This is a genomic window from Paracoccus tibetensis, from assembly GCF_900102505.1.
GTDB lineage: Bacteria > Pseudomonadota > Alphaproteobacteria > Rhodobacterales > Rhodobacteraceae > Paracoccus > Paracoccus tibetensis.
Genome location: NZ_FMVT01000024.1, coordinates 1 through 26,216 on the forward strand (window position 1 = coordinate 1; position 26,216 = coordinate 26,216).

At 64.6% G+C, this 26,216-nt stretch carries 25 protein-coding genes, 1 tRNA gene and 1 rRNA gene; 19 read left to right on the forward strand and 8 right to left on the reverse strand.

Annotated features, from left to right (window positions below):
• Nucleotides 1–169: 169 nt before the first annotated feature.
• The 3 genes from BLP73_RS18415 to BLP73_RS18425 form a co-directional block, all read right to left on the reverse strand.
• Nucleotides 170–421 carry a hypothetical protein gene (locus BLP73_RS18415; protein WP_090748363.1) on the reverse strand — a complete coding sequence of 84 codons (252 nt, stop codon included), beginning with the start codon at nt 419–421 and terminating at the stop codon, nt 170–172.
• Between the two features lie 478 nt (nt 422–899).
• Nucleotides 900–1,802: a DMT family transporter gene (locus BLP73_RS18420; protein ID WP_090748366.1), complete on the reverse strand. Its 903-nt coding sequence runs from the start codon at nt 1,800–1,802 to the stop codon at nt 900–902.
• 367 nt (nt 1,803–2,169) lie between these two features.
• Nucleotides 2,170–2,889: a GntR family transcriptional regulator gene (locus BLP73_RS18425; RefSeq protein ID WP_090748369.1), complete on the reverse strand. Its 720-nt coding sequence runs from the start codon at nt 2,887–2,889 to the stop codon at nt 2,170–2,172.
• 136 nt (nt 2,890–3,025) lie between these two features.
• On the opposite strand from BLP73_RS18425, the gene BLP73_RS18430 reads away from it, so the two are divergent.
• The 14 genes from BLP73_RS18430 (at nt 3,026) to BLP73_RS18495 (ending at nt 17,309) form a co-directional block, all read left to right on the forward strand.
• Nucleotides 3,026–4,243 carry a CaiB/BaiF CoA transferase family protein gene (locus BLP73_RS18430; RefSeq protein WP_090748372.1) on the forward strand — a complete coding sequence of 406 codons (1,218 nt, stop codon included), beginning with the start codon at nt 3,026–3,028 and terminating at the stop codon, nt 4,241–4,243.
• The gene (locus BLP73_RS18435) at nt 4,243–5,142 is read left to right on the forward strand and encodes a hydroxymethylglutaryl-CoA lyase (protein ID WP_217630735.1); all 900 of its coding nucleotides are present in this window, start codon (nt 4,243–4,245) and stop codon (nt 5,140–5,142) included. The genes BLP73_RS18430 and BLP73_RS18435 overlap by 1 nt, the downstream gene beginning before the upstream one ends.
• Nucleotides 5,139–6,437, forward strand: a complete 1,299-nt coding sequence (locus tag BLP73_RS18440; RefSeq protein WP_090748378.1) for a TRAP transporter large permease — start codon at nt 5,139–5,141, stop codon at nt 6,435–6,437. Before BLP73_RS18435 ends, BLP73_RS18440 begins: the two co-directional genes overlap by 4 nt.
• 36 nt (nt 6,438–6,473) lie before the next feature.
• Complete coding sequence (locus BLP73_RS18445; protein ID WP_090748381.1) at nt 6,474–7,505, forward strand: TRAP transporter substrate-binding protein; 1,032 nt, start codon at nt 6,474–6,476, stop codon at nt 7,503–7,505.
• 81 nt (nt 7,506–7,586) lie between these two features.
• On the forward strand, nt 7,587–8,021 hold the full coding sequence (locus tag BLP73_RS18450) for a TRAP transporter small permease subunit (RefSeq protein WP_090748420.1): 435 nt from the start codon (nt 7,587–7,589) through the stop codon (nt 8,019–8,021).
• Nucleotides 8,022–8,624: 603 nt separating this feature from the next.
• Nucleotides 8,625–9,620: a TRAP transporter substrate-binding protein DctP gene (dctP, locus tag BLP73_RS18455; RefSeq protein ID WP_090748384.1), complete on the forward strand. Its 996-nt coding sequence runs from the start codon at nt 8,625–8,627 to the stop codon at nt 9,618–9,620.
• A gap of 10 nt (nt 9,621–9,630) precedes the next feature.
• Nucleotides 9,631–10,185 carry a TRAP transporter small permease gene (locus BLP73_RS18460; protein WP_090748423.1) on the forward strand — a complete coding sequence of 185 codons (555 nt, stop codon included), beginning with the start codon at nt 9,631–9,633 and terminating at the stop codon, nt 10,183–10,185.
• The gene (locus BLP73_RS18465) at nt 10,182–11,450 is read left to right on the forward strand and encodes a TRAP transporter large permease (protein ID WP_090748387.1); all 1,269 of its coding nucleotides are present in this window, start codon (nt 10,182–10,184) and stop codon (nt 11,448–11,450) included. Before BLP73_RS18460 ends, BLP73_RS18465 begins: the two co-directional genes overlap by 4 nt.
• A 126-nt stretch (nt 11,451–11,576) precedes the next feature.
• The gene (locus tag BLP73_RS18470) at nt 11,577–11,810 is read left to right on the forward strand and encodes an MgtC/SapB family protein (protein ID WP_245686759.1); all 234 of its coding nucleotides are present in this window, start codon (nt 11,577–11,579) and stop codon (nt 11,808–11,810) included.
• A gap of 489 nt (nt 11,811–12,299) precedes the next feature.
• Nucleotides 12,300–13,427, forward strand: a complete 1,128-nt coding sequence (locus BLP73_RS18475; RefSeq protein WP_090748390.1) for an ABC transporter ATP-binding protein — start codon at nt 12,300–12,302, stop codon at nt 13,425–13,427.
• Entirely contained in the window at nt 13,424–14,326 is a 903-nt protein-coding gene (locus tag BLP73_RS18480; protein ID WP_090748391.1) for a carbohydrate ABC transporter permease, read from the forward strand. Before BLP73_RS18475 ends, BLP73_RS18480 begins: the two co-directional genes overlap by 4 nt.
• Nucleotides 14,326–15,138, forward strand: a complete 813-nt coding sequence (locus tag BLP73_RS18485) for a carbohydrate ABC transporter permease (RefSeq protein WP_090748394.1) — start codon at nt 14,326–14,328, stop codon at nt 15,136–15,138. The genes BLP73_RS18480 and BLP73_RS18485 overlap by 1 nt, the downstream gene beginning before the upstream one ends.
• Nucleotides 15,139–15,158: 20 nt before the next feature.
• On the forward strand, nt 15,159–16,442 hold the full coding sequence (locus tag BLP73_RS18490; RefSeq protein ID WP_090748397.1) for an ABC transporter substrate-binding protein: 1,284 nt from the start codon (nt 15,159–15,161) through the stop codon (nt 16,440–16,442).
• A 66-nt stretch (nt 16,443–16,508) separates the two neighbouring features.
• Nucleotides 16,509–17,309, forward strand: a complete 801-nt coding sequence (locus BLP73_RS18495; RefSeq protein ID WP_090748429.1) for a phosphodiesterase — start codon at nt 16,509–16,511, stop codon at nt 17,307–17,309.
• Nucleotides 17,310–17,502: 193 nt separating this feature from the next.
• Here the strand turns inward: BLP73_RS18495 and BLP73_RS18500 are convergent, their stop codons facing one another.
• Nucleotides 17,503–18,603: an alkene reductase gene (locus BLP73_RS18500; protein WP_342672096.1), complete on the reverse strand. Its 1,101-nt coding sequence runs from the start codon at nt 18,601–18,603 to the stop codon at nt 17,503–17,505.
• Between the two features lie 129 nt (nt 18,604–18,732).
• Complete coding sequence (locus BLP73_RS18505) at nt 18,733–18,981, reverse strand: hypothetical protein (RefSeq protein ID WP_090748402.1); 249 nt, start codon at nt 18,979–18,981, stop codon at nt 18,733–18,735.
• 105 nt (nt 18,982–19,086) lie between these two features.
• Here BLP73_RS18505 and BLP73_RS18510 point away from each other — a divergent pair, with 105 nt between their 5' ends.
• Nucleotides 19,087–19,956, forward strand: a complete 870-nt coding sequence (locus tag BLP73_RS18510; protein ID WP_090748405.1) for a LysR family transcriptional regulator — start codon at nt 19,087–19,089, stop codon at nt 19,954–19,956.
• Here BLP73_RS18510 and BLP73_RS18515 read toward each other — a convergent pair whose 3' ends face one another.
• Complete coding sequence (locus BLP73_RS18515) at nt 19,957–20,850, reverse strand: LysR substrate-binding domain-containing protein (protein WP_090748408.1); 894 nt, start codon at nt 20,848–20,850, stop codon at nt 19,957–19,959.
• 174 nt (nt 20,851–21,024) lie between these two features.
• Between BLP73_RS18515 and bla the strand changes: the two genes are divergently transcribed.
• The 4 genes from bla (at nt 21,025) to BLP73_RS18535 (ending at nt 25,912) form a co-directional block, all read left to right on the forward strand.
• Entirely contained in the window at nt 21,025–21,882 is an 858-nt protein-coding gene (bla, locus tag BLP73_RS18520; RefSeq protein ID WP_090748411.1) for a class A beta-lactamase, read from the forward strand.
• A gap of 68 nt (nt 21,883–21,950) precedes the next feature.
• On the forward strand, nt 21,951–22,514 hold the full coding sequence (locus BLP73_RS18525; RefSeq protein ID WP_090748414.1) for a TetR family transcriptional regulator: 564 nt from the start codon (nt 21,951–21,953) through the stop codon (nt 22,512–22,514).
• On the forward strand, nt 22,511–23,500 hold the full coding sequence (locus BLP73_RS18530) for an NAD-dependent epimerase/dehydratase family protein (protein WP_090748417.1): 990 nt from the start codon (nt 22,511–22,513) through the stop codon (nt 23,498–23,500). The genes BLP73_RS18525 and BLP73_RS18530 overlap by 4 nt, the downstream gene beginning before the upstream one ends.
• A 681-nt stretch (nt 23,501–24,181) precedes the next feature.
• Complete coding sequence (locus tag BLP73_RS18535; RefSeq protein ID WP_090748431.1) at nt 24,182–25,912, forward strand: recombinase family protein; 1,731 nt, start codon at nt 24,182–24,184, stop codon at nt 25,910–25,912.
• Here the strand turns inward: BLP73_RS18535 and BLP73_RS18540 are convergent.
• A tRNA-Met gene (locus BLP73_RS18540) sits at nt 25,869–25,945 on the reverse strand. The two genes, BLP73_RS18535 and BLP73_RS18540, sit on opposite strands and share 44 nt — an antisense overlap.
• 57 nt (nt 25,946–26,002) lie before the next feature.
• Nucleotides 26,003–26,117 (reverse strand): 5S ribosomal RNA (rrf, locus tag BLP73_RS18545).
• Between the last annotated feature and the right edge of the window lie 99 nt (nt 26,118–26,216).

Sequence of the window (26,216 nt, forward strand, 5' to 3'; positions counted from 1 at the left end):
GCGCCGGCTTTCGGCGCGTTGCTCGACATAGCAGGTGCGCCGGTGGCCCTTGCCGCTGCAGCGTTGCTGATGGCGGGCGCCGCCTTGCCGGCGCCCGCATGTCACGGCGTCGTCACTGCAACGGCTGACCCCACCTGCGCCTCGTGACTCCGACATTGCCGCAGGAGGATCAGGCGCGGTCCGGCTGGCGTTCAAGCTTCTCCGCCGCCTCGCGCAGCGCCGTCTGAAGGGAGGCGGCGAGCCTCGATATGGCCGGATCGGGATCCTCTGCCGCTGCCGCGAAATCGTCCGCGATCTTGCGCAGACCGTCTGCCGTGCCGCCGAGGCCGAAGCATAGTCCGACCATCATGTGGACAGCTATATCCGCCAAGTGATCGACCTCGGCCTGTAGTTCAGCAAGGCGGATGTCGGTATCGCTCATTGTCGTTCTCCGGCGCCCTTGAGGCTTGAGCATCGTGGTGCCTGAAGCTTCGCAAAGCTTACCTCCGCCAAGCATCTCATGTAGGGCTTTGCTCCTTGCAAGGCCACGGCAAGGTCCCAATCGAGAATCGTAACGGACCGATCTGGCCGGTATCGCCCGCATGCATCGAATGATGGCGGGAACCGTATCCATCAGCTATCTTAACGTAGTTGCCCGAGAACCTCGCGGCGCCGACTGCTGCGCCAAGGCTCCCGGACGACTGTCCTACTGTGAAATCACTCTCCGCTACGCAGCTGGTCGATCTCGCTGCGGCCTGCTTGAATGGCCACTTCAGGGAAGCTGCACCGCAGCACCTGACGAAAGTCGACCGGCCGCTTTGGGCCGCCTCCGCCGGGTCAGGCCGAGAGTAACTGCCTTGTCGGCGCACGGCACATATAGACGCAAGGAGCCCTCGAGCGGCTACCGACGCATGTCCCAGTCAGCGAACCAGGACTGCGATCGTCACGGACAGCGTGATCAGCGCCATTCCCGTTAGCTCGCGCCGACTGATCCGTTCGCCAAAGACCATCGTTGCTACCAGGATTGAGAAGATCACCTCAACTTGGCCGACCGCGAACACCATTGCGGCGTTCTGGAGCGTAAACGCCGTGAACCAGCAAAGGCTGCCAGCCAAGCCGCTCAGCCCGATCCACAGGGCAGTGCGCCAGACGGCGATGACGCGCGAGAACTCACCGGGCTCTCGCACGACCAGCCAGAGGGAGAGTGCGATGGACTGCATCACCGTGATGATCGCGAGAGATAGTCCGGCGCGAAGAAGCGGGTCGGCGCTGTCCACCGCGAGAGTGGCACCGCGATAACCCACCGCAGAGACCGCGAAAAACGCCCCTGAGGCGATCCCGAGGATCGTCGCGCGGCTTTTCAAACCAGCCCAAACTCGGTGTCTCGGTTCGGGGGGCTCCGATAGGGCAAGAACTCCAGTCAACCCAACGAGAATGGCTGCTATGCCGAGTGAAGGTATCCTGTCGCCGAGCACGACGAAGCCGACCAAGGCCGTTTGAACGACCTCAGTCTTCTTAAAGGTGATCCCTACGGCGAAATTCCTCTGGGCGAACAGCGCGACGACGCACCATGTGGCCAGGATTTGGCTTGCCCCGCCCGCCAGCGCGTAGGGCCAGAACGACGGGGCGATAGCCGGGGCCGGCAACTCCCGAGCGGTCAGATAAAGGGGGACGAGGGCGGCCACGAACGGCGAGGAATACCAGAAGCGCGCGAGTGTCGCGCCCCCGGCGCTGAGCATACCCATGCTCAGCCGTTTCTGGAGCATGAAGCGCAGCGTCTGAAAAGCGGCAGCGGCGACTGAAAGGGCGATCCATGGTTCCATCACTGCCGGCTATTCTCGAACATTTGGCTCATCAAAAGCCAACCATGAAAGATGAGAGTGCCGCGGAAGGTTGCTGCTGTAAGTTGGGCCGCGGGGCATGACGTCGACTTCGAGTTGAAGCCTCAATCCCCCGCAGACGCTGCGCCGCCGATTTCACGCAGCTCTGGACCGACAGATGCTGTGCAGAAGCTGCACCGCACCTCGACACCCGGCCCAACTGTCGGTTTTGGTCCCTCCTCTTGCTGCACCTTCATCAGTTACGACGCCAGCAATCAGTTGGAGATGTTCCTGATCACGGATGCCGTTTCTGCTTCCGGCTGCAGTTAAGCCTGGCCCAGCTGTTGCCTCTTGAGGCAACGTAACACGGCTATTTGGCGTCGCCATCGGCTGCGAAGATCAAAGAGCCGTCTGCTACGGCATCTGTGTTGGGTTGCTGTAGGAACGTTGCTGCGGCTGCGAGAATATGCGTCTCCATGGAGCGGCTGGCCCATTCGGCCATACCAGCCGATATGGCCTCAGCAATTTCGTGATGGTGGCTTGCCGAGCGCACCCTTTGCCGAAGGCTGTATCGCTGGAGCGTCAAGTTGACGAAGGCGAGATCAACCGTGGCGCTCAGCAGCCGGGCCAGTCGCGGCGCGTCTGCCGCCTTCATGATAACGGCGTGGAAGTGAGCATTCTCCTGATGTATTTCCGAGACTATTGCTGCGTCATGGGTGTTGCACAGCTGCTCGACAAGCTCAGACATGCGGTGAGCCGAGCGCATCAAAGACTCTTTTTGTTCTGCGGTGGCGTAAGCGGCGGCGCGGGCGGCTGCATAAGACTCGAGATGCGCCCGGATATCGAAGATTTCCTGCATCTCGGCACGAGTGGGCAGCACACACCACAGTCCTTGCCCTTTACGACGCTGAAGAAGGCCATCCATGAGCAGCTGGCTGATAGCGGCGCGGACAGGTGTGCGTGAGAGGCCGAGCAGCTTTGCCAGCCCATCCTCGGTGATCTTGTGGTCGGTCGGCAGGCGTCCCTCTAGAGCAGCCTGACGCAGCACCCGATAAGCGCGCTCGCCTGCGCTTTCTATTTTCGCTGTCATGCACTCACCTTTCGAATACAAATTAGTTCAGCAATGTTCCCGCTGGAAGAAAAGACTTGCTTGATTGGGGGATAACCGAAGGATTTGTATCCAACGACGAGGCGGAGCGCTCGTCAGACGGAGGAGAGCTACACACATGACTGAACCCGAACCGAAAGGCTTCGGGCCCCTTCGGGGGCTGCGCGTGATTGAGATGGGACAGCTTCTGGCCGGTCCCTTTGTCGGGACGCGCTGCGCCGATTTCGGTGCCGACGTCATCAAGGTTGAAGCGCCGGGGCAAGGCGATCCCATTCGCAACTGGGGCCGCAACCGTCATGACGGCCGCACCTTGTGGTGGCCGATCATGGCCCGCAACAAGCGGTCGATCTCGGCTAATCTCCGCGATCCGCGGGGACAGGACCTGGTGCGTCGCCTGCTGACCGATGCGGACGTCCTCATTGAGAACTTCAAGCCCGGGACACTCGAGAAATGGGGGATGTCCCCTTCCGAGTTGCACGCGATCAACTCCAGGCTGGTCATCGTCCGCGTGTCCGGCTTCGGACAGACGGGGCCGTATGCGTCGCGGCCAGGCTTTGCCTCAGTGGGCGAGGCAATGTCGGGGATGCGGCATATCAACGGCTATCCGGACATGCCGCCGCCGCGCTATGGGATTTCGCTCGGCGACACGCTGACCGCGCTATTCGCATTCGAAGGAATGATGATGGCCCTTTGGCACCGCGACCGCACCGGCGGTCGCGGACAAGTCGTGGATGCGGCCATCACCGAAAGCTGCTTTGCCATGTTGGAAAGCTGTGTAACGGAATATTCGAAGACTGGTCATGTGCGGCAGCCCTCTGGTTCCGGGCTGGACAAGATCGCGCCGTCGAACATCTACCCCTCGGCCGAGGGCATCTATGTTGTAATCGCCGCTAATGTGGACGCTATGTTCCGCCGGCTGGCCCGCGCGATGGACCGACCCGAGCTTGCAGAGGACCCGCGCTTCGTAAATCACACGGTCCGCGGCGAGCACGCAGCAGAGCTGGATGCGCTGATAGCTGAATGGTCGAAGTCGCTGCCGATGGCCGACCTGGTGGCCCGGCTGGAGGCCAACGACGTGGTCTATGGCCCGATCAACTCGATTGCGGAGGTTGTCGCCGACCCCCACTTCCGCGCACGCGGCATGGTGCGCGACATTGAGGACCCCGACTTCGGCACAATTACCGTCCCAGGCGTCTTTCCGGTCCTGTCCGAAACGCCCGGCGACATCGCCTGGCTCGGGCCACAGGAGATCGGGTCTAGCAATGCGCAGATATACGGCAATCTGGGCCTCGCCGCAGACGATCTGGCACAGCTTGAAGCGGAAGGGGTCATCTGATGGTCACGCTTTGCGAAGTTGGCCCGCGCGATGGGCTGCAGAACCTGCCAAGGACCTTCACCGTAGAGGAGAAGATCACATTGATCACGCGACTAGCCGCGGCCGGCTTGAGCAGCATTGAGGCGGTCAGCATGGTCAACCCTGCCCGCGTGCCGCAGATGGCAGGCGCAGAGGAGGTGCTGGCCGGCTTACCAGAGTTGCCGGGAGTGCATCTGTCGGCGCTGGTTCTAAACCTACGCGGCGCTGAACGGGCGCTGGCGACGCGCATTGACGGGCTCCGCTTCGCGGTTGTGGCCTCGGATACATTTTGCCGGCGCAACCAAGGCATGTCTTCCGAAGAGAGCGTTGCCGAGTTTGCCCGCGCCGCAAAGGCCGCCCGCAGCTCCGAGCGGGACATCGTCGCAGTAATCGCCACTGCCTATGGCTGCCCGTTTGAGGGCGAAATCGCTCCCGCTCGCGTGGCCCGGATGGTCGAGGCCATGATAGCGGCCGGCGCCAGCCAAGTCGTCCTTGCTGACACCATTGGGGTAGCCGTGCCCGCCAACATCCGCTGCCTCCACGATCACGTGGCGCCGGTTCTCGGCGGCCGGCCATGGGGGGTGCATCTGCACAACACCCGCAACACCGGCTATGCCAACCTGTCCACCGCACTGGAACTTGGCACATCGGTCGTCGACGCCTCAATCGGAGGCCTTGGTGGCTGTCCTTTCGCCCCGCGGGCAACGGGCAACGTCGCAACCGAGGACGTCAACTACCTGATGCAACGCTCCGGGGTTGCGACAGGGCTGGATCACGACCGCCTTAGTGATCTGGTCGACTGGCTGGACGGGCTCGTGCCCGAGAGAATCACCGGGCAACTTGGCCGCGCAGGTTGGTTCGGTGCAGAGGCCGCAGCATGATCGAGCCATTCATCGTCCTCGCCGTGTTGCTAGCCCTGATCGGCATCGGAGCACCGATCTTCCTAGCGCTAGGCGCGGCGGGTATGCTTGGGCTTTACATGGCACGGGGCGCGATGGCGCTGTTCTTCGGGCCGACCTCGCTCTTTGCCCAGCTGAACAGCTTCGAATTGCTGGCCCTGCCGCTCTTCGTGCTGATGGGCAACTTTCTGTCCGCGACCCCGGTGGGCGAGAATCTCTATCGCGCCGCTGCATTGTGGTTCAGCCGGATTCGAGGTGGTCTTGGAGTCGCGACAGTGGGCGCCTCGACCATGTTCGGCGCTGTGTCGGGTGTGTCAATCGCCGGCGTCGCGGCGATTGGCTCGATCGCCGTGCCGCAGATGCTGGCGCGCGGCTACTCGCAGCGGCTTGCTGCGGGCTCGGTCGTCAGCTCGGGCGCCTTGGCAATGCTGATCCCGCCAAGTGTGCCACTGATCATCTACGGAGCCGTCTCGGGCGTTTCGGTCTCCGACCTCTTTATCGGTGGCATCGTGCCTGGGCTGCTTCTGGCATTCACGCTTGCAGCTTACATCTGGATTCGCGCAACCCTGAACCCGGACGAGGCGCCGCTGGAATACGAGGGGCCGCCCGATTGGGGCGCGCGTTTGCGTTCGCTTGGTGGCCTGTGGCACGCAGCGCTGCTGGTGAGCGTGGTGCTTGGCGTAATCTACACCGGCGTCGCAACGCCGAGCGAGGCGGGAGCCTTCGGCGCGATCGGAGCGATGTTTCTGGCCGGGATAGTCTTCCGCAGTCTAACTTGGGCACGGTTGTGGCAAATCCTCGCGTCCAGCGCGCGGATCTCGGGCGCAATCCTGCTGATCATGGGCTGCGCAAGGATCTTCGGCGACTACCTGAACCTGATCCGCGTGCCGGACGCAGTGTCACAGGCGCTGACGCAGACGGGCTTGCAACCCTTCTTCATCCTCATGCTGGTCATGCTTGCGCTGCTGGTTCTAGGGATGCTGGTCGATGCAGTCTCGCTGATCGTGGTCACGACCCCGATCCTGTTGCCGTTGATCCTGGCGCTCGGTTATGACCCGCTCTGGTTCGGGATCATCCTCGTCATGAACCTCGAGATGGCCGTGATCACCCCGCCTGTGGGGCTCAACCTTTACACGCTTAAGGCCGTGGCGCCCGTCCTGCCAATCGAGACGATCATCCGCAGCGTGCTACCCTTTGTCCTTCTGCAATTCGCAGTGCTAACCCTTTTCGTCCTTGTGCCAGAGCTGGCGCTGTGGCTGCCGGGGCTGGCGCGCTGATCCACAATATCAAATGTCCATCTGGGAGGAGACGACATGACCAACAGACGCAACTTTCTTGGTAGCGCAGCGGCGTTAGGCGGCCTGGCGATGGCGGGCGTGCCTCTGCGCGCCCACGCGGCCGAGATGCTGACTGCGGTCAGCTACCTGCCGCCGTCCTACGCGGATCTCGCCTATGGCTCGCAGGGGTTCGTGGACCGGGTGAACCAAGCGGCGAGCGGCGCAGTCACTATTGACTACCATGACAGCGCGCGGTTGGTCTCGGCCGACGAGCAATTGCCCGCGCTGCGGTCGGGAACGGTGGACTTCATGTTCCACACAACATCCTATGTCACCCGGTCGCTGCCGATCTTGGGGGTTCTGGGCCTTCCCGGCGTCGTCGGGCCGCTTTACGAGAACCCCGAGCGGTTGCGTCGCGACGGACCCCTCTTCGCGCTGATCGAGAGCGAGCTGGCAAAGCAGGGCCTGACATGTTTGTCCCTGGGTGGCGGCATCATGGAGCCCGAATGGATCTGGAGCATTGAGCGAGCGCCGATAACCTCTTTGGCCGATATTCAGGGCAAGAAGATCCGCTTGGTTTCGTTCGAGGCTTCAGCGGCGCTCGAGCATTTTGGTGCGGCTCCAGTGCGCGTGCCGTCGTCCGAACTGTATATCGCACTGGAACGCGGCACCGTGGACGCGGCGGTCGCCAACATCTCGACGATCAATGGCCGCAGCGTCCAGGAGCGGATCAAGTATGCCTACCGCCTGCCCGTAACCGGTTTCGCCATCGGCGCTTTCATGACGACCCGCCGGTGGCAGGCGCTGCCCGAGGACGCGCAGGCCAGCCTGATCGAGGCGGCCGAGTGGTTCGACGAAGAAAGCGCCCGCGTCGCGAACGAGGAATGGTTCGAGCAGCGGTATTGGCCTGCATTCCGCGAGATGGGCATCGAAGTCATCGAACCATCTGACGCGGAACTGGCCGAATTTGACGCGATCAACGCTGATGTCCGCCAGATCTGGCTCGACGAGGTAGGCGCCGAGGTGGGCCAGCGGGCAATCGACCTTGCTCTTGGCGAGGAGGCCTGATCCGTGCGAGCGCTTGATCGGATTGTGGGCGGGCTGTCAGGGCTGTTGCACGCCGGTGGCGCCATAGCTTTAGCCTTTATCATGCTAACGATTGGATATGACGCCCTGATGCGGCACTTTCTCGCCAGAGCAACCAGTTGGAGCATGGAGGTGAATGCCTTTCTATTGGTCTATCTGGCCCTTGTTCCCGCCGCAGAAACCTTGCGGCGGGGGGAGCAGATCGGTATCGGAGTCGTAGCCGAACTCGCCGCACCACGTGTGCAGCGCATCGTCGGCGTGGTAGTGGGATTAGTGGGAACAGCCTTCTGCGCCGCGCTAACTTGGCGCGGCGTCCTGATGGCTCACGACGCCTATAGCTACGGCGAGCGTGTCTCCAGCAGCTTCGGCACGCCGATGTGGCTTCCATACGGGTTGATCCCCTTAGGCTTCTCCGTGCTGGGGCTGCAGTTTGCTTTGATAACCCTTGGTGTGGGAGGACCCTCCAAGGCGGCGAAGGTTGAAGGCGGTGCGTTCTGAGCTATGGGACGTTGCCCGGCGGAAGGAGAACAGCGCGTAAGCTCACGAACGTGCGCAGCAGAACCACATCGCAGCTGCTAGCTTACAGCAGCAGGGCGGCTTCATAACATCCGGCGGCAGATGGAGGAGATCCGGACCCATTATCCTCTTTAAGGCGCGCGCAGGTGCTCCGTGCCACCTGCATGGATTTGGCCGGCCACCGAGTTTAAGGACGACAGCATAAATTAGCGGCCGCCGCTCACGCTGCACCTCTATCCGACGTTACCTGCGCATAGTGAGCCGAGGATGCACGAGTTTTTCTGCGCCGGGCACCGACGTCCTGCAGCGATTTCAGAACTGGTGGTCGAGGGTGTTGCAGCGAAGACCTCCGCTGTTCCAGCACTGGCACTCGCACATCTGAGATGAGGTTGTTCGCGTTAAGTTGGACGATAATGTATGCAGATTGGCACAAGGATCAGCCATCTAATCCGAATGAAACATGTGTGCGCATTGGAGGTCTCTCTCGTTTACACCACTAGATTTGTATGCATTAACTTCAGGTGGCTAGTGGCTTGAGGAGATGTCTCCACATCAAGTCTCGCGTCAAAGAACGGGGAGGAAGTCATGAAACATATGGTAGCGGCCGCAGTCATCGGCGGCGCAATGTGCCTGATGGGCGGTGAAGCCGCAGCGGAGCGGACCTTGCGCATGACCGTTCAGGTTGCTGCCAACCATCCGGTTGGGGCAAACACACACTACTTTGCTGAGCAGCTGAACGAGATCTCGGGCGGCGAGATGACCGTGCGCGTCTTCGACAGCGCCGCGCTGTTCAAGGGGCAGGAAGTGCCACAGGCGATCTCGAGCGGCGCAATTGACCTGGGGATTGTGCTGGCGGATGAATACGCTGGCTCGGTCCCGGCGGCGGGGATCTTCTCGGTCGCGTTCCTCTTTCCGGATTACGAAATCCTGGCCCGCGCCGCCGACCGCGACGGCGAGTTCCGGCAGATCTTCGACGACCTGCTGCTGCAGGCTGGATCAAAGGTGCTCTGGTGGCAGGATTACGGCCCGGTCCAGATGCTGTCCAAAGGTGCTCCGGTCATCACCCCCGACGACATGCGCGGCAAGATGGTGCGTGCTACCGGTAAGCCAACCGGCGATCTGATCGAGGCGGTGGGCGGCTCGGCCGTCGTTGTCGGCGGCGCCGAGCAGTTCGTCGCTTATCAGCGCGGCCTTGTCGACATTGGTATGAGCGGCACGACCGCCGTCAAGTCCCGCGCCCTCTACGAGGTGATGGACCATGTGACGATGACCAGCCACGGCCTGGCCGAGTTCATCGCCGTCATCAACCCGGCGCTCTGGGAGAGCCTCTCCGAGGAGGAGCAGGGCTGGATGACCGAGGCGGCCATTCGCGCCGAGGAAAAGATGCGCGCCGAGACCGAGGCCGAGAATGTCGAGGCCGCCGAATGGCTGGCCGAGAACGGCCATGCCACAGTGACCGAGCTGACGCCCGAGCAGATCGCCGTCTGGCAGGAGGCGACCCGCCCCGCGGTCGAGCGCTTCCGCGAGGAAGCGGGTGAGGCGGGTGACCGGCTGCTGGCCGCGCTGGACGCCTTGCGCTGAGACCGATGTCATGACCGCATCCCGTGGCGCGCTGCGTCTTGCGGACGGGCTGTCGCTGATCGCGGCACGCCTGTCCGAGATCGGCATCGTTGCCATGACGGTGCTGCTGACCTACGAGGTGGTGGCGCGCTATGTCTTCCGCGCCCCCACGCACTGGACGTCGGATGTCGCGACGACGGTGATGATCTGGCTGACCTTTCTCGCGATGGGCTATTGTCTGCGCGAGGGACACATGATCCGCATCACCGCCGTCATCGGCCAGCTTCCCCCCGCCGGCCGCAAGGCCGCCGAGGCGCTGAGCCTGATCGCGATCCTCGGCTTCTCGATCTTCGTTCTGTGGGTCGCCAGCCGCGCGATGATGGATTCAATCGCATTCGGCCGCCGCCAGCCCTCCATGCTGCGGATGCCGACATGGATCGCGGAGCTGCCGATCGTCCTGGGCTTCGCGATCCTGGCGCTGCAATCCCTCGCTGAATTGATCCGGCTGCCGGGGCGGCCCGCCCCTGTCTTCGCCACCTCGGCCGAGCAGGAGCTGCCGCAGGCAGACCCGGAGGCGCGGCGATGACCCCTTTCCTGATTTTCGGCGCGCTTCTGGCGTTGCTGCTGACCGGCATCCCGGTGGCCTTCACGCTTGGCATCTTGGGCGCGGGGCTTCTGGCGCTGGACGGGCTGCCGCTGTCGATGGTGGCGAGCACGCTCTTCGGTGGGATCAACGACTTCGTCCTGCTGGCCATTCCGCTGTTCCTTCTGATGTCGAACTTGCTGCTGCGCGGGGGGATCGGACGCGATCTGTTCGTGGCGATGCAAAGCTGGGTCGGGCACTGGCCCGGTGGTCTGGGCATCGCGGCGCTTCTGTCCTGCGGGGTCTTCTCGGCCATCTCGGGCAGCTCGATCACCACAGCCGCCACGGTCGGCACGGTCGCCATCCCCGAGATGATCAAGCGCGGCTATTCCCGCAGCCTGACGCTTGGCCTGATGGCCGCGGGCGGCACGCTTGGGATCATCATTCCGCCCTCAGTCCCGCTGATCATCTACGGCGCGATCACGGAGCAGAGCATCGGCCAGCTGTTCCTGGCCGGCGTCGGGCCCGGCATCCTGCTGATCGTGCTGTTCGGGATCTATGTCGTCATCGCTTCAGCCATTCAGGGCACGCATCAGGCAATGCCCCGCGCGACTTGGCCCGAGCGGATGCTGGCCACGCGTCGCGCGCTGCCGACGCTGCTGCTGGCAGGCACGATCCTTGGCGGGATCTATGGCGGTATCTTCACGCCTACCGAAGCGTCGGGCATCGGCACGGCGACCGCGCTGCTGATCCTGGCGGCGGGAACGCGGCTCAGCCGGGACGTGTTCCTGGGTGCGATACGGGACACGGTCAAGACGACGACGGTGATCTTCCTGATCGTCCTGGGCGCCAAGGTCTTCGGGCAGGCGATCACGCTTTATCAGCTTCCCGCGCAACTGGCCTGGCTGTTCGAGGACTACTTCAACACCGCGACGCTGGCCTTGCTGCTGATCGCGCTGATCCTGATCTTCATCGGCTTCTTCCTCGAAAGCATGTCGATGCTGCTGATCATGGTGCCGGTGCTGATGCCGACTGTGATCGCGCTCGGGATCGACCCGATCTGGTTTGGCATCTTCTTCGTGCTGCTGATCGAGGTGGCGCTGATCACGCCGCCGGTCGGGCTGAACCTCTTCGTGATCCAGTCGCTGGACCGTGCGCCGCTGTCGGTGGTGGCGAAGGGCGCGCTGCCGTTCGTCGCGATCATGCTGGGCGCGGTGATCCTGATGACGGTGCTGCCGCAGATCGTGCTGGCGATCCCGGGGCTGTAGACAAGCGCGCGTAGCCCATGACGGGCCGGGCAGCGCCTCAGCCGAACCAGCCGGCGCCGGACAGCTGGCCTGTGATCTTCTCGGGCACGCCTTCAACCAGCCATTGATCAGCGCCGCCAGCCGGTTGTGATCGAGGCCGCCATCATGGTTCGTGCGAAGCAGCACGAAGTCGAAGGACTGACGACAGCCCCGAGCATCTGCGCCACCGCCGCCATCGGCGTCATCGCCGGCCTGGGGCTTGAGGCAACCGCGATCTTGTCCGCAGTCATCGTCCTGATCATCCTCGGCGTGATACCCTTCATCATGCCGAAAACCCCGGAGGCGGATCTACTACCGACCGGACAGAATGACGGCCGCTGAAGCACTGTCCGTGGCGGGCATGCTGCAGATTGCCTGAACGACTGGTTTGGAGAAGCAGCAAGGCAGCGCCTCAGGGGACCAACCGGCCGCTATGGGCCGTCTATGCACGAAGTAGCGCAAAGGTGCGCTCGGCGCCATTGTAACTCTAATTGGGGTGGGGCGAGCTCTCTTCCGTCTTCGCCGCTCCAACAGCGAATGCCGGTGCAGCAAGTGCTGCCGATGTTCTTCTGCGCACAGACACAAGGTCTTCTCATTTAGCGCGTGGCAGGTTGGTTACTCAGAGTTGTCGCATAGGAAAATCACCTTGCTTGGGCCGGCGGGCAGCGGGCAGAACGACTTACCGAGCTTGGGCGCCCTGCTGAAACACTAGTGATCCTGCGCCACCGACTGCGGGAGTAGAACCGGGAGCCCTTGTCAAAAAACTTTAACCGACCTGTAGCCGATCTGACATCTCTACGTGGAACACGCTCCTTCGAAAAAGGAGCGCGCATGTCGCAACAATCCATAGACCTCCGCGGCGTAAGCAAGAGCTTTGGCGCCACGCGGGTTCTCGAGGACATCGACCTTTCCGTGAAGGAGGGAGAGTTCCTGTCGCTGGTGGGTATGTCCGGCTGCGGAAAATCTACGCTGCTGCGCATCATTGCTGGACTTGAAGCTCCCGATCGCGGCTCGGTCTTCATCGGCGCAGCGGACGTGACCGCACGCGATCCGTCCGACCGCAACCTCGCAATGGTGTTCCAGTCCTACGCGCTCTACCCGCATATGAGCGTGCGGCAGAACATCGCGACGCCGCTGCGGATGCGAATACTGACTTTGCCGGCCAGGCTGCCGCTGCTGGGCCGGCTGCTGGCCCCAACGGCGGTGCTGGCACAGATCGACACTGACGTCTCGAAGGCGGCCGAGACGCTGCAGATCACCCATCTTCTGGACCGCAAGCCGGGGCAGCTGTCGGGCGGGCAGCGGCAGCGGGTCGCGCTGGCGCGGGCGCTGGTGCGCCAGCCGGCGGCATTCCTGATGGACGAGCCGCTGTCGAACCTCGACGCGAAGCTGCGGGCGCATATGCGGGATGAGCTGGCGGCCCTGCATCGCCGCCTCGGGGCGACCTTCATCTATGTCACCCATGACCAGACCGAGGCGATGACGATGTCGGATCGCATTGCGCTGATGATCGACGGACGGATCGAGCAGCTAGGCACGCCCGACGATCTCTACCAACGGCCGGCGACGCTCGCGGTGGCGCGCTTCATCGGCTCGCCCACCATCAACCTTCTGCCCGCCGAGGCGGATGGCGAGGGTCGCGTGACCATTGCCGGACAGTCGACGAGCATTCTGGCGCGACCAGGCCCCCTGACCGTCGGCATCCGTCCCGAGGATCTCGAGACCGGGGACGAGGGGCTGGCGGCCGAGGTCCTCCGGGTCGAGACGCACGGTCCCGACCGCTTCTTGACCTGCGCGCTGCCGACCGATCGCAGCACCGTCACCCTCCGGCAAGGCGCCAGCGCCCGGCCGGCACGGGGCGACATGCTGAAACTGCGCATTCCGCCTGAACGAGCGCATCTTTTCGGGTCGGACGGGCAACGTGTGCCCGCACGGATCACGGGCCGGGTGGCGGCATGACCGACGCCGCCCTGACCCCCGCCGCACCCGCCCGCGGTGCCATCGCCCTGCCCCGCGGATTGATCTTCGTCGCGCCCGCCGTCCTTCTGATGCTGGCGATTTACATCCTGCCTATCGTCGTGCTGACCGGCTTCTCGATCACCGATTACCGGCTTGGCGCCCTGCGATGGGAGTTCGTGGGCCTCCAGAACTTCCGCGCTGCCTTTCAAGATCCTGTCTTCGTCCGCGCGCTGGCGAACACTGCGCTTTATGCCGTCCTGGTGATCCCGACAGGGGTCTTCCTCGCCCTGGGCATCGCGCTTCTGGTGCAGGGGCGCAGACATTCGCGCGCGCTGTGGGAGACGGCCTACTTTCTGCCCGTCACCGCGACACTGGTCGCGATGGCCACGGTCTGGCAGTTCCTGCTGCACCCTACCCTAGGCCCGGTCAATGCCGCGATCACCTGGGCGGGTTTCGATCCGGTGTCTTTCCTCGGCAATCCGGCGCTGCTGATCCCGACGCTGGCCTTGATCGGCATCTGGCAGGTGCTGGGTTTCAACATGGTCCTGTTCCTTGCGGGCCTGACCGCCATCCCGAACGATCTGCTCGACGCCGCGCGCATGGACGGGGCGCGCAGCCCCATCGACCGCTTTCTGACTGTTACTTGGCCGATGCTGGGTCCGACGACGATGTTCGTCATCGTCACGACCTCGATCTCGGCCTTCAAGGTGTTCGAGACCGTGGCGGTGCTGACCAAAGGGCGCTCGGGGTCCGAGACGCTGCTCTACGCGCTGTATCTCGAGGGGTTCGAGTATTCGAACACGGGCTATGCCGCCGCGCTGACGCTGATCTTCCTGGCAATCGTGCTGGTCCTGTCGATCGGCCAGACGCTGCGCATGGACCGCAGGGTGCATTACTGATGCGCCGCGTTCTTCCCCACCTGATCCTCGGGCTTGGCGCGGCGCTGATGCTGCTGCCCTTCTACTGGATGATCCTGACCTCGATCCGTGCGCCGGCCGAGATCTTCGACGTCTCGCTCTGGCCAGTCCCGCGCGACTTCAGCGCAGTGCAGAACTACGGTCAGGCCGCCAGCACGGTGCCAATGGCGCGGTTCATGCTGAATGGCGTGATCGTCTGCGGCGGCATTTTGATCGTGCAGGTCCTGACGGCGGTGCCGGCCGCCTATGCTTTGGCCAAGCTGCGCTTTCCTGGCCGGCGCCTGTTGATGGCGCTGGTCATCGGCGCGCTCTGCATCCCGATGCAGGCCTTAGCCCTGCCGCTGTTCGTCGGCCTCGCCCGCACCAACCTTCTGAACACGTATTTCGCGCAGATGATGCCGTTCTTCCTGTCGGTCTTCGCGATCTTCCTGTTCCGCCAATCGTTCCGCTCCTACCCTGACGAGATCATCGAGGCCGCCCGCATGGATGGCTTTTCCGAGATGGAGATCTGCTGGCGCCTTGTCCTGCGCGGATCGCTGCCGTCGCTGGCCGCCTTCTCGGTCTTCTCAGTCGTGGCGCATTGGAACGACCTCTACTGGCCGCTGATCGTCGTGTCCGACATGGCGATCGCCCCGCCCCCCTTGGGGATGCTGTTCTTCTCGGATGTCGAGTCGGGCGCGAACTACGGGGCGCTGATGGCAGGCGCGGCCATGATCACCGCCCCGATGATCCTCTGCTTCCTGCTGGCCAGGCGCAGCTTCATCGCGGGCATCACCATGACCGGGGTCAAATAGCCCCTTTTCCGGAGAGAAAGATGACCTTCACCCGCCGTCTCACCTTGGGGGCAGCCGTCTGCGCACTGGCGCTGCCGAGCCTCGCGCAAGCCCAGCAGGTAACGCTTGACGTGCTTTACAACCTGCCCGGCTTCACCCGCTTCCATCAGCCGCTGGCCGATGAGTTCATGAAGAACAACCCGGACGTGACCATCAACTTCCTGGCCCCTGCCGTCGGCTACAACGAAGGGCAGCAGCAGGTTCTGCGCTCGGCCGTGACCGGAAACCTGCCCGATGTCTACTTCTCGGGCTACAACCTGACCGCCGAGCTGGTCGAGACGCTGGCCCCGCGCGATCAAATCGTTGATCTGGCCCCCTTCATCGAGGCCGAGGGCGGACAGGCCTTCCTCGACGAGAACTTCGCGCCCAGCATGCTTGCGCTTGGCGTCGTGGACGGCAAGCAATACGGGCTGCCGGTCAACGCCTCCTCTCCCATCATGTATGTGAACGCCGAACTGGTGCGCGCAGCGGGTGGCGATCCCGAAAACATGCCGACCACCTTCCCCGAGCTGATCGAGCTGGCCAAGACCATCCACGAGGCTGATCCCCGCGTCGCCGGCATGTCCTATGACATCGCGGGCTGGCCCGACGACTGGCTGTGGCAGGCGATGGTCTATCAGCAGGGCGGCCAGCTGATCGACCCCGAGACGAACCAGGTCGCCTTCGACAACGAGATCGGCCTGAACGGTCTGACCATGATCCGCCAGATGGCGGCCGAGGCCGGCGCGCCGATCTTTGACTGGGATCAGGCCCGCCAGCAGTTCGGCGCCGGCATGACCGGGTTCCTGTTCTCGACCCCCGCCCATGTCCAGACCATCGAGGGGCTGGTCGGGGACCGCTTCGAGCTGGTCACCACCACCTTCCCGCTGGACGATCCCGAAAACGGCGGCGTGCCGACGGGCGGCAACTCGGCCGTGATGCTGACGCAGGACGAGGCCAAGCAGCAGGCGGCATGGGACTACATCAAATGGGTGACCGGCCCCGAGGCGCAGGACATCATCGTCCGCATCACCGGCTATCTGCCCACCAACAAGCGCGCGACTGGCGAGGAATATTTGGCGCCCTATTACGCCGAGCATCCGAATGTCGCGACTGCCGCGAAGCAGGCTGACCGCTCGCTGCCTTGGGCGGGTTATCCGGGCGGCGACTCGGTCCGCGTCTGGCGCACGCAGCGGGACATCATCGGCACGGTCATGCGCGGTGAGGTCTCACCCGAGGACGGGCTGGCCCAGATGGTCGAGCAGACGAACGCGCTGATGCAGTAACGCGCACCTGAGACATGACGGATGCGGGGCGCACTGCCCCGCATCTTTTCTTTTGCGGGGACCGACATGAAGATCATCCAGCTAACCGACACGCATCTGATGCCGCCCGGCATCTCGGCCAACGGGGTCGACCCCGAGGCGCGGCTGCGCGCGGCGATGGCAGACATCCTGAAGCGGCACGCGAATGCAGACCTCCTGGTTATCACGGGGGATCTGTGCAACCACGGCGATGCCGAGGCCTATGCGCTCCTGCGCGAGATCCTGGCCCCCGCTCCCTTCCCGGTGCGGCTGCTCCTTGGCAATCACGACCGCCGCCCCGAATTCGTTGCCGCCTTCCCCGATCAGCCACGCGACGCAAGCGGCTACATCCAATCCGTTCTTGATACCGATCACGGCCGGCTGCTGTTTCTGGACACGCACGAGGCGGGGGTGATCGGCGGCATTTACGGCGCTGAGCGCCTGGCTTGGCTGGACGCGGCGCTCGCCGATGCCGGCCCCGCGCCCGTGACGGTCTTTGTCCACCATCCCCCCGTCGCAGACGGCATCCGCCATTTCCAGAGCATAAGCCTGCACGACGAGGGCGCCCTACTGGCACGCCTCGCCGCCCATCCGGGAGGCGTGCGCCACATCGTCTTCGGCCATATCCACATGCCTCTGTCGGGCACCAGCCCCGAAGGAATCGCCTACAGTTCGGGCCAGTCCTGCACGCATCGCTTCATCACTGACCTCGAACTGCCGGACCCCTGGTGGACCGACGGCAACCCTACCTACCGCATCCTGATGATTGACGAACTTGGCTTCCGTGCGTTCACGGTCGAGGTCGGACAGATCCCGACTGTCCGCGCCCCCATCTGCGAGGGACCGTGAGGTGGTTACGCGAACTGGGCGGCTCTTGAGCATGGCTATGATGCAGTGGTCATTCCCCATATGACAATCATGACCTCGAATTCCCGTTGGACATGGCAGCAGGTGGCCTCGAGTTTCGTGGCCACCTGCAAATGCGTTCGGTGAGGCGCCTCTTGCACCGTCACACGTCCCGCGGTGCCCACGCTCTAAGCTGTCAGGCAGACTGCGCCGCTGCAGCCTCCATCATCGGGTAGTCGATGTAACCTGCCGCGCCACCGCCGTAGAAGGTCGCGGGGTTTGCCTCGTTCAGCGGCTGTTCCGTCTTCAGGCGCTCCACCAGGTCGGTGTTGGCCAGGGCCATGCGGCCGACCGACACCACGTCCGCGACGCCCGCGGCTATGTCCTCGCCGATATCCGATCGGGCGCGGCCCGGGCGGTTCACGACCAGCGGGCCGTGCCAGTCTTGGCGCAGGCTTGCCAGATGGTCCTCGTCGCCGGCATGGGTGATGTGCAGGTAGGCGAGCTGCAAGCGGCTGAGTTGGCGGACGAGGTGGCGGTAGACCTCGGGTGTTTCCTCGCCCTCCGCGATACCGCCAATCTTCAAGCCCGGTGAGATCCGAATCCCGACGTGCTGCGGCCCGATCACTTTTGCCACGGCCGCCGCAACCTCCAACGGGAAGCGGACACGGCGCAGACTGTCGCCGCCATAAGCGTCGTCGCGATGGTTGGCATTGGCGGCCAGGAACTGGTGCAACAGGTAGCCGTTCGCGGCGTGGATCTCGACACCGTCGGCGCCGGCGTCGATGGCACGGCGGGCGGCGGCGGCGAAATCCACGATGGTCTGGCGGATGTCGCCGGACGACATCTCCCGCGGGATCGGCGCGGGCTTCATTCCTTCGGCGGTGAAGATGTCGACGCCGGCGGCGATGGCCGACGGCGCCAGCATCTGCCGGTGATGCGGCGTGTTCTCCGGGTGCCCCATGCGGCCGACATGCATCAGCTGGATGAAGAGCAGAGCCTTGCGCTCGTGAACCGCATCGGCCACGCGCTGCCATCCTGCGACATGAGCGTCGGTGTAGATCCCGGGCGTCGACAAATAGCCCTGTCCGTCGGCCGAGGGCTGCGTGCCTTCCGCGATGAGCAGCCCGAGGCCGGCGCGCTGGCCGTAGTAGATCGCCGCGTCGGGATGCGGCGTGCCATCAGGCAAGGCCCGGCCGCGGGTCATTGCGGCCATGGCAAGGCGGTGCGGCAGGGGCTTGCCGCCGAGGGTGAAGGGGCTCCAGAGATGTGCCATCGAATGCTCCTGTGCTGGCATATGGGCTTAAGCTAAAGGCGCGCTCGTCAGAACGAAGGCGCTGTTCAAGGGACAAGTTGTTTCGGAAGTGGAACGTGGTCAGGTGCGAGCTGCCGGGCCCGGTGGTCCGGCAGCTTGACGTGCGTGCGGTCACTGATCCTCCCGCGAGGATCGGTCGGGCGTTGCAGCGTCGGTGCCCACGAGCGTGACGCGGACCAGATCATTCCGCGCAAGGTTCGAACGCGCGAGATCGGCACCAACATGAACTGTGCTGGCGGGAAGAGTGATGATCTGCGTCGTGTTGCTGCTGGCGATGCGCGGGTCCAAGGGATCGGGACCTTCGGCATGCGCGGCAAGCGGAACAAGGGCGAGAAGCGTCGCGAGGGCTTTGATGAACATGGGTCGTTCCTTTCATGTGCTTGGGTTTATCCTTTCGGATGCGATTGACTTGGGCACTGCATCTGCGGAACAAAGACTGGACGAAAGGAACATGGCGGCCAGGATATGGAACGACTTGATCTGCCCAGTCTTCAGGACTTCATTGCCGTCGGCTCCAGCGGCGGGCTGAACGCGGCCAGTCGCGAGACGGGCGTGCCCAAGGCGACGCTGTCCCGGCGCATCCGCGATCTGGAGGCGGCGCTTGGCACGCGCCTGCTGGAACGCAGCCAGCACCGACTGCGGCTGACCGAGGAAGGGCAGATGCTGCTCGAGCGCGCGGCGCCTCTGATGTCCGAACTGAAAGCTGTTGGCGAGGCGGTCAGTGGCCGTGGACAAGAGCCGAGCGGATTGTTGAAGATCAGCGTCTCGTCGCTGTTCGCGCAGACCCGGATGGGCGCGTTCGGGGCGGCGTTCACCCGGCAGTATCCGCAGGTGACGCTGTGCGTTGACGTGTCGGACAGCTTTGTCGATCCGGTGAGGGACGGCTACGACCTGGTCGTCCGCGGCAACCCGCCGGCCGATACGGACCTTGTCGGGGCGTGCTTCCTGCGCAGCGAGACCGTGCTTGCCGCCGCGCCTGCCATCCATCGGCCCGACGAGCCGGAGGTGGAGGTTCCTGCGGTGGTTCTTGCCGCGCAGACGGAGCTTGATATCTGGGCGATCTTCGACGGCGGGCAGGAGCAGCGCCTCCGACCGCGTCCGGTCATGCTCTGCTCAGCCATGACCGTGGTTCACCAGGCGGCGCTCGCAGGGGCCGGCTGCGCGCTGCTGCCCGACTGGCTGATCGAGGATGATCTGGCGCAGGGGCGGCTGGTGCAGTGGGGTGTCGTGCCGAACCGGCGGGTGGAGGCCTGGGTGCTGCACACCTCGCGCCGCCTGACCAGCCCGAAGGTGCGGGCCTTCGTCGACGCCCTGGTGGCCACGCAGCGCGACTGATCAGGAAGATGGCTGCTCGAGGCCGCCGCTCTCCACCAGCCAGTCCCGAACCTGCCCCATCGCCGGCGTCAGAGCCTTGCCCTTTGGCCAGGCCAGCCAGTAGCGCCCGGCGCTGATGTCGACATCGAACGGCCGCGCCAACATACCGGCTTCGAGTTGCCGGGTGAACATCGTAGCGGGCAGAAGCGCCACCCCAAGGCCAGCCGCCGCAAGTTCGGCCATGGCCACTGAGCTATCCAGGACCGGCCCCTCCAGTGGCGGGCAAGTCGCTCCTGCGGCCAGGAACCACGCTTCCCACTCGTCGCCTCGATAGGACCGCAGCAGTCGTTGCGCGCGGAGGTCCTGCGGCACCCGAAGGCGGGGCACGAGGCCAGGCGCGCAGAGAGGCGTCAGCGGCGCCTCGGCCAGCGGCTCGGCCTCCAGCCAGGGCCAGGCGGCGCGGTCGCCGAAGCGGACCGCCATGTGCAGCCCCTCCTTGGCGATGTCGATGCGGTTGTTATGCGTAAAGATCCGCAGGCTGATGCCCGGATGTGCGGCCTCGAAGCTTGGCAGGCGCGGGATCAGCCAGCCGGCGGCGAAGGTGGTGACGACGCCCAGATGCAGCGTCTCGCGGTAGCGCCCGCCCTGAAAGCGGTCCAGCACCTCGCCGATCTCGTCGAAGTTGCGCGTCAGGACGGGGTACAGCGCAGCGCCGATGTCGGTCAGGATCAGGCCGGAGGAGGCGCGGGTGAACAGCCGGTGACCCAGCAGATCCTCAAGCCGCTGGATCTGCTGGCTGACGGCGGCCTGCGTCACGCGCAGCTCAATCGCGGCGCGGGTGAAGCTGCCCTGTCGAGCGGCCACTTCGAAGGCGCGCAGCCCGTTCAGCGGCAGGTTGGGTCGGTCCATGGGCATCACATCAGCTAATGGCGCGCCTCAGGATTTGTCGTTTGAGCGATCTGCCGTCAATGGCTTACACCGGCGATGCGGCACGACGCGCGCAGCGTAGCCCGAACCCATAACATCATCCCATGCCGCCCGAGGGCGGCGCGGCCCCGGCTTTGGCCGGGGTCCTGACGGAGGTCATCCATGAAACACACCATCGCCGCCTGCCTCGTGATCGCCGGCCTCGCCGGGCCCGTGCAGGCCGAGACTATTGAGGACGCCGCCCGCGCCATCGAGGCCGAACTCGGCGGCCGCGTCGGCGTCGCCCTGCGCCGCCAAGGCTCGCCCGCCGAGTTCTTCGGCTATCGCAGCGACGAGCGCTTTCCCCTGTCCAGCACCTTCAAGGCGCCGCTCTGCGGGGCGATCCTGACGCTGGTGGATGCCGGCGAGGATCAGCTGGATCGGGTGATCGGCTACACTTCGGCCGATCTGGTCACCTACTCACCCGTCACCGAGGCACGCGTGGACAGCGGCATGAGCGTCGGGGAACTCTGCGAGGCGACCATCACGCTCAGCGACAACACCGCCGGCAACCTGCTGCTGCAGCGTGTCGGCGGGCCGGAAGGCTTCACCGAGTATCTGCGAGCCATCGGCGATGAGACGACGCGCCTCGACCGGTGGGAGACTGATCTGAACGAGGGCACGCCGGGCGATCCGCGCGACACCACGACGCCAGAAGCGATGGTGGCGACGCTGGAAAAGCTGCTCTTCGGCGAGATCCTGTCGGAGAGTTCGCGGGCGCAGCTGAACGCCTGGATGGAGGCGGACCAGGTGGCGGACGAGTTGCTCCGCGCCAGCCTGCCCGAGGGCTGGATCATCGGCGACAAGACCGGCGCCGGCGGCCATGGCTCACGCTCGATCATCGCGGTGATCCGGCGGCCGCATGACACGCCTTGGCTGGCGGCTGTCTACCTGACCGGCAACGAGGCGGACATGCCCACCCGCAACCGCGCTATTGCCCGCATCGGCGCCGCCATGGTCCGCGAGATCGCGGCGCCGTAGGGGAGTGGACTTTACATCCTGCTGCCCTGAAGTTTATTACCGACTGGATGGAAATAAACGGTGGCAGGATGGCACGACCCCGCAAGCATGATCAGCAGCTCATTCTCGATGCCGTCGCCCGGGTGATCGCCCGCGACGGCATTCTGACGCTAGACGCCGTTGCCAATGAAGCTGGCGTCTCCAAGGCGACGGTGCTCTACGAGCATGCCAGCAAGCGCGAACTGCTGGCTGCCCTCGTGCGCCGCACTATTGAGGCAGACAACGACTTCAACGCGCGCTGCAGCCAAAGCTTCGCAGGCGCGCCCGACGCCGCGCTCCGGGGTCGGATCGAGGCCGCGCGGCAGGCTCCGCCTGCTCCGGGCGGAGATCCAGCGGTGCTCAGCCTGATCGCAGCGCTGATGCAGGATGCGGAGCTGCGGGCCGAGTTCCGCGCCAACCAGGCCGAGCTGTGGGAGGGCCTGCTGCGGGACGCCGCCGACCGCCGCAGAACCCGCCTCGCCTGGCTGGCGCTGGAGGGGCTGAAGTTCCAGCAGCACATGGACCTCGTGCCGTGGAGCCTCGAAGAGGTTGGCGAGGCCTTGGATGACATCGAGGCTCTGGTGACGCGAGCGGAGCGGAAGGACAAGGGATGAAGCACCCGCACATCTTCATCACTGGCGCCGGCGGCTATGTGGGCCGCAACCTCATCCGCCACTTCACCGCCACCGGAGCGCGGGTGACAGGTCTGGCGCGCAGCGACACGAGCGCTGCCACGATCGCTCAGCTCGGTGCGATGCCCGTGCGGGGCGACATGCTGACAACGGACCTTGCGCCGCTGATGGCGGGCGCGACCACCCTCATCCACGCTGCCGCAGACCTCGATCATGGACCTGGAGACCGGGCCTTGCGCAGCAATGCCGAGGGCACGCGCCGTGTCTTTGCCGCAGCTGCGGAAGCGGGCATCTCAACCGCCGTCCATATCAGCTCGGACTCCGTGCTGCAGGACGGGCGTCCCCTCCGCAACGTGGCCGAGACCCACCCGCTGCCGCGTCGCCCTGCGGGAGCCTATTCCGCCGGCAAGGCCGAAGCCGAGCGCCTGGCGCTCGCCGCCGCCTCACCCAAGCTACGCGTGATCGTCCTACGCCCGCGCATGATCTGGGGGCGCGACGACACCACGGCCATGCCCACGCTCATCGCGATGGTGCGCAGCGGTCGCCTCGCCTGGATCTCGGGCGGGGACTATCTCAGTTCGACGACGCATATCGCAAACCTCTGCCATGCCGTGGACCTCGCGCTGCAGCACGGCCGATCGGGCGAGATCTACCACATCACCGACGGCCCGCCGCGCTCCTTCCGAGAGATGGTCTCGGCACTTCTGAGCAGCCAAGGCCTGCAGGTGCCAACGGAATCGATGCCCCGCAGCCTCTTGCGGATCATCGCAGGCGCAGGAGAGATGATGCACCGCGGCTCCGGCGGCCGACTGAAGGGGCCGGTTTCTCGACAAGAGTTCGCTACAAGCGCGGTTGAGGTCACGCTCGACATTTCGAAGGCGCAGCGGGAGCTGTGCTACAAGCCGATCATTTCGTGGCAGGAGGGCTTGGCTGAGTTAGCGCTCATGTCGGTGAAGCAGGGTGCATGACCCTGAGGATGCATAGACCAAGCGACACTATAGCAGCAGGAGCTTACCCTGATTGGCCCTTGTCTCGCATGACACAGCCCACAGATGATCTTGCTGCAGCGTGCATCAACGTCCGGTCTGGGGAAGCTGCACTGCAGCTATCGAGGAAGAACGAGCGGCGGCTCTGGGCCGCGTGTTCCTCTGGCGTTGTCTGGGCGGTTCAGGCGACCACCCAAGCGGTCGTTCACATAGAGTTGACAATCCGTAAATGATTTAACCATTGCAAAACGGCGCTCTCTCAAAACCCCAACTGCATAAGCGTTTTGGCCGGAACGCTGCCGCACGCTTTACTCTCGCTGACAGCCACTTTCGGTCCGGCCTCCGCTTCGGCATCAAACCTTTTGTATGCAGGTGGTTATGGTGGGGATAAGTGGTTGGCCATGTCGAGACGAGAGCGATTCGCAGCATGGCCCGCCGAAGAGAAGACCCACAGCCAGGACGCGTGAAGACGCCGGGGAGGGCAACCTTCCCCATCGCCCCGGCGGCGGGCGCACAGGCGCTGCCGTGCCTTGACGCGGTCCGACGAGGCTCCCCATCTGGGGTGGACCAAGGCCTGGCCGAACTGCTGCGGCGCCTCGCACGCGAGGCGGCGCGGGCGGATCATCGGGCGGATCACGGCAAATCCGGAACGACGAGGTCAAGATGAGCCAACCCCCTGCCCTGCGCGCCGTGATCTATGCCCGCTTCTCGTCCGATCTGCAGCGGGATGCCTCGATCAAGGACCAGATCCGATCCTGCGCGGACTATGCCACACGGCAGGGAATGGAGATCGTAGGCCGCTATTCCGACCGGGCGACGTCTGGGGCGAGCATGATGCGCCCGGGCCTGCAGACGCTGCTGCGCGATGCACGGGCGGGTGGGTTCGACCTGGTGATCGCCGAAGCGCTGGACCGACTGAGCCGGAACCAGGCCGACATCGCCACGATCTATGAGCGCCTTCAATTCGACAATGTGGTCATCGAGACACCGGCCGAGGGCCAGGTGTCCGAGCTGCATATCGGGCTCAAGGGCACCATGAACGCGCTGTTTCTGAAGGATCTTGCCACGAAGACGCGGCGCGGGCTGAAGGGCCGGGCGCTGCAGGGCAAGTCGGCGGGCGGCCTGACCTATGGCTACGACCCGGTCATCCAGTTCGACGCGCAGGGCGAGCGGATCCGCGGCGACCGGACGATCAACCAGGTCGAGGCGGAGATCGTCCGCCGGATCTTCCGCGACTACGCGCGGGGGATCTCTCCCGGCAAGATTGCCGAGGCCCTGAACCTCGAACGTATCCCCGGCCCGCAGGGTGGCCCCTGGGGCAGCTCGACGATCCAGGGCAACCGCGACCGCGGAACAGGGATCCTGAACAACGAACTCTATATCGGGCGGCAGATCTGGAACCGGCTCAACTATGTAAAGGACCCCGCGACGGGCAAGCGGATCTCGCGCCTGAACCCCGAAAGCGATTGGGTGATCACCGAGGTCCCCGACCTGCGGATCATCGACGACGATCTCTGGCAGGCGGTGCGCACGCGCCAGGGCGCCCAGAAGACCAAGGCGACCGATGTCCCGATCTGGGACCGCCGGCGGCCGAAGTTCCTGTTCTCGGGGCTGATGACATGCGGCTGCTGCGGCTCGGGCTACTCCAAAGTCTCGAAGGACGCCTTTGGCTGCTCGGCCGCCCGCAAGAAGGGCGCAGCCATCTGCTCGAACATGACGACGATCCGCCGCGAGGTGCTGGAGGCGCGCGTCCTCGACGCGCTGGAACGGCACCTGATGAACGAGGAGGCGGTGCGGATCTTCTGCGAGGAATACGTGGCCGAGCGTAACCGCCTGGCCGCCGGGCGCGAGACCGGCCGCGCGGCACTGGAACAGGACCTGCGGCAGGCCGAAGCGGATCACAAGGCGCTGGTGGATGCGATCATTGCCGGGGTGCCGCCGGAGCAAATCAAGGACCGGCTGGACGCGGCCTTCCGGCGCAAGGAGGCGCTGGAGGCGGAACTGGCTGTCGCCCCTGCCCCGGAGCCCTTGCGGTTTCACCCGGGCATGTCGGCAACCTACCGCGCGCGGGTCAGCCAGTTGATCCGGGGCCTCGGCGATGCCGATCAGCACGAGGAGGCCAAGGAGGCGCTGCGAGCGCTGGTCGAGAAGATCGAGCTGGTGCCGGAGAAGGACGCGGACGGGAAGCCCACCTTGGCGATCAATCTGCACGGGGCGCTGGCGGGTCTGCTGAACCTGGCCACGGGGCGCCCCATCGCGCAAGCGGCCGCCGGTCATGAGCAGGCGCCGAGATGCCAGAAAGCCTCTGGCGGTGAGGCGGGAGGCTTCGATCTTGCTGGGGAATTAGTATTGGTTGCGGGGACAGGATTTGAACCTGTGACCTTCAGGTTATGAGCCTGACGAGCTACCGGGCTGCTCTACCCCGCGCCATTGGTGTCCTTGATCGGAAGTGACGTCGTTCGAGAGAGATGCGTTTCTTTCCAGGTCTGGCGGTGACCTACTCTCCCACGTCTTGAGACGCAGTACCATCGGCGCAGCGGCACTTAACGGCCGAGTTCGGGATGGGATCGGGTGTTTTGCTCGCGCTAGGGCCACCAGACCGGGAAAGAAACGCTCAGCGTGCGGGGCCTTTCGGCGCCCGCGTGTTGTCCAAGGATGTTCCTGGGAGGAAGTCAGGGCTGCTGTTGCAGCTGGTCTG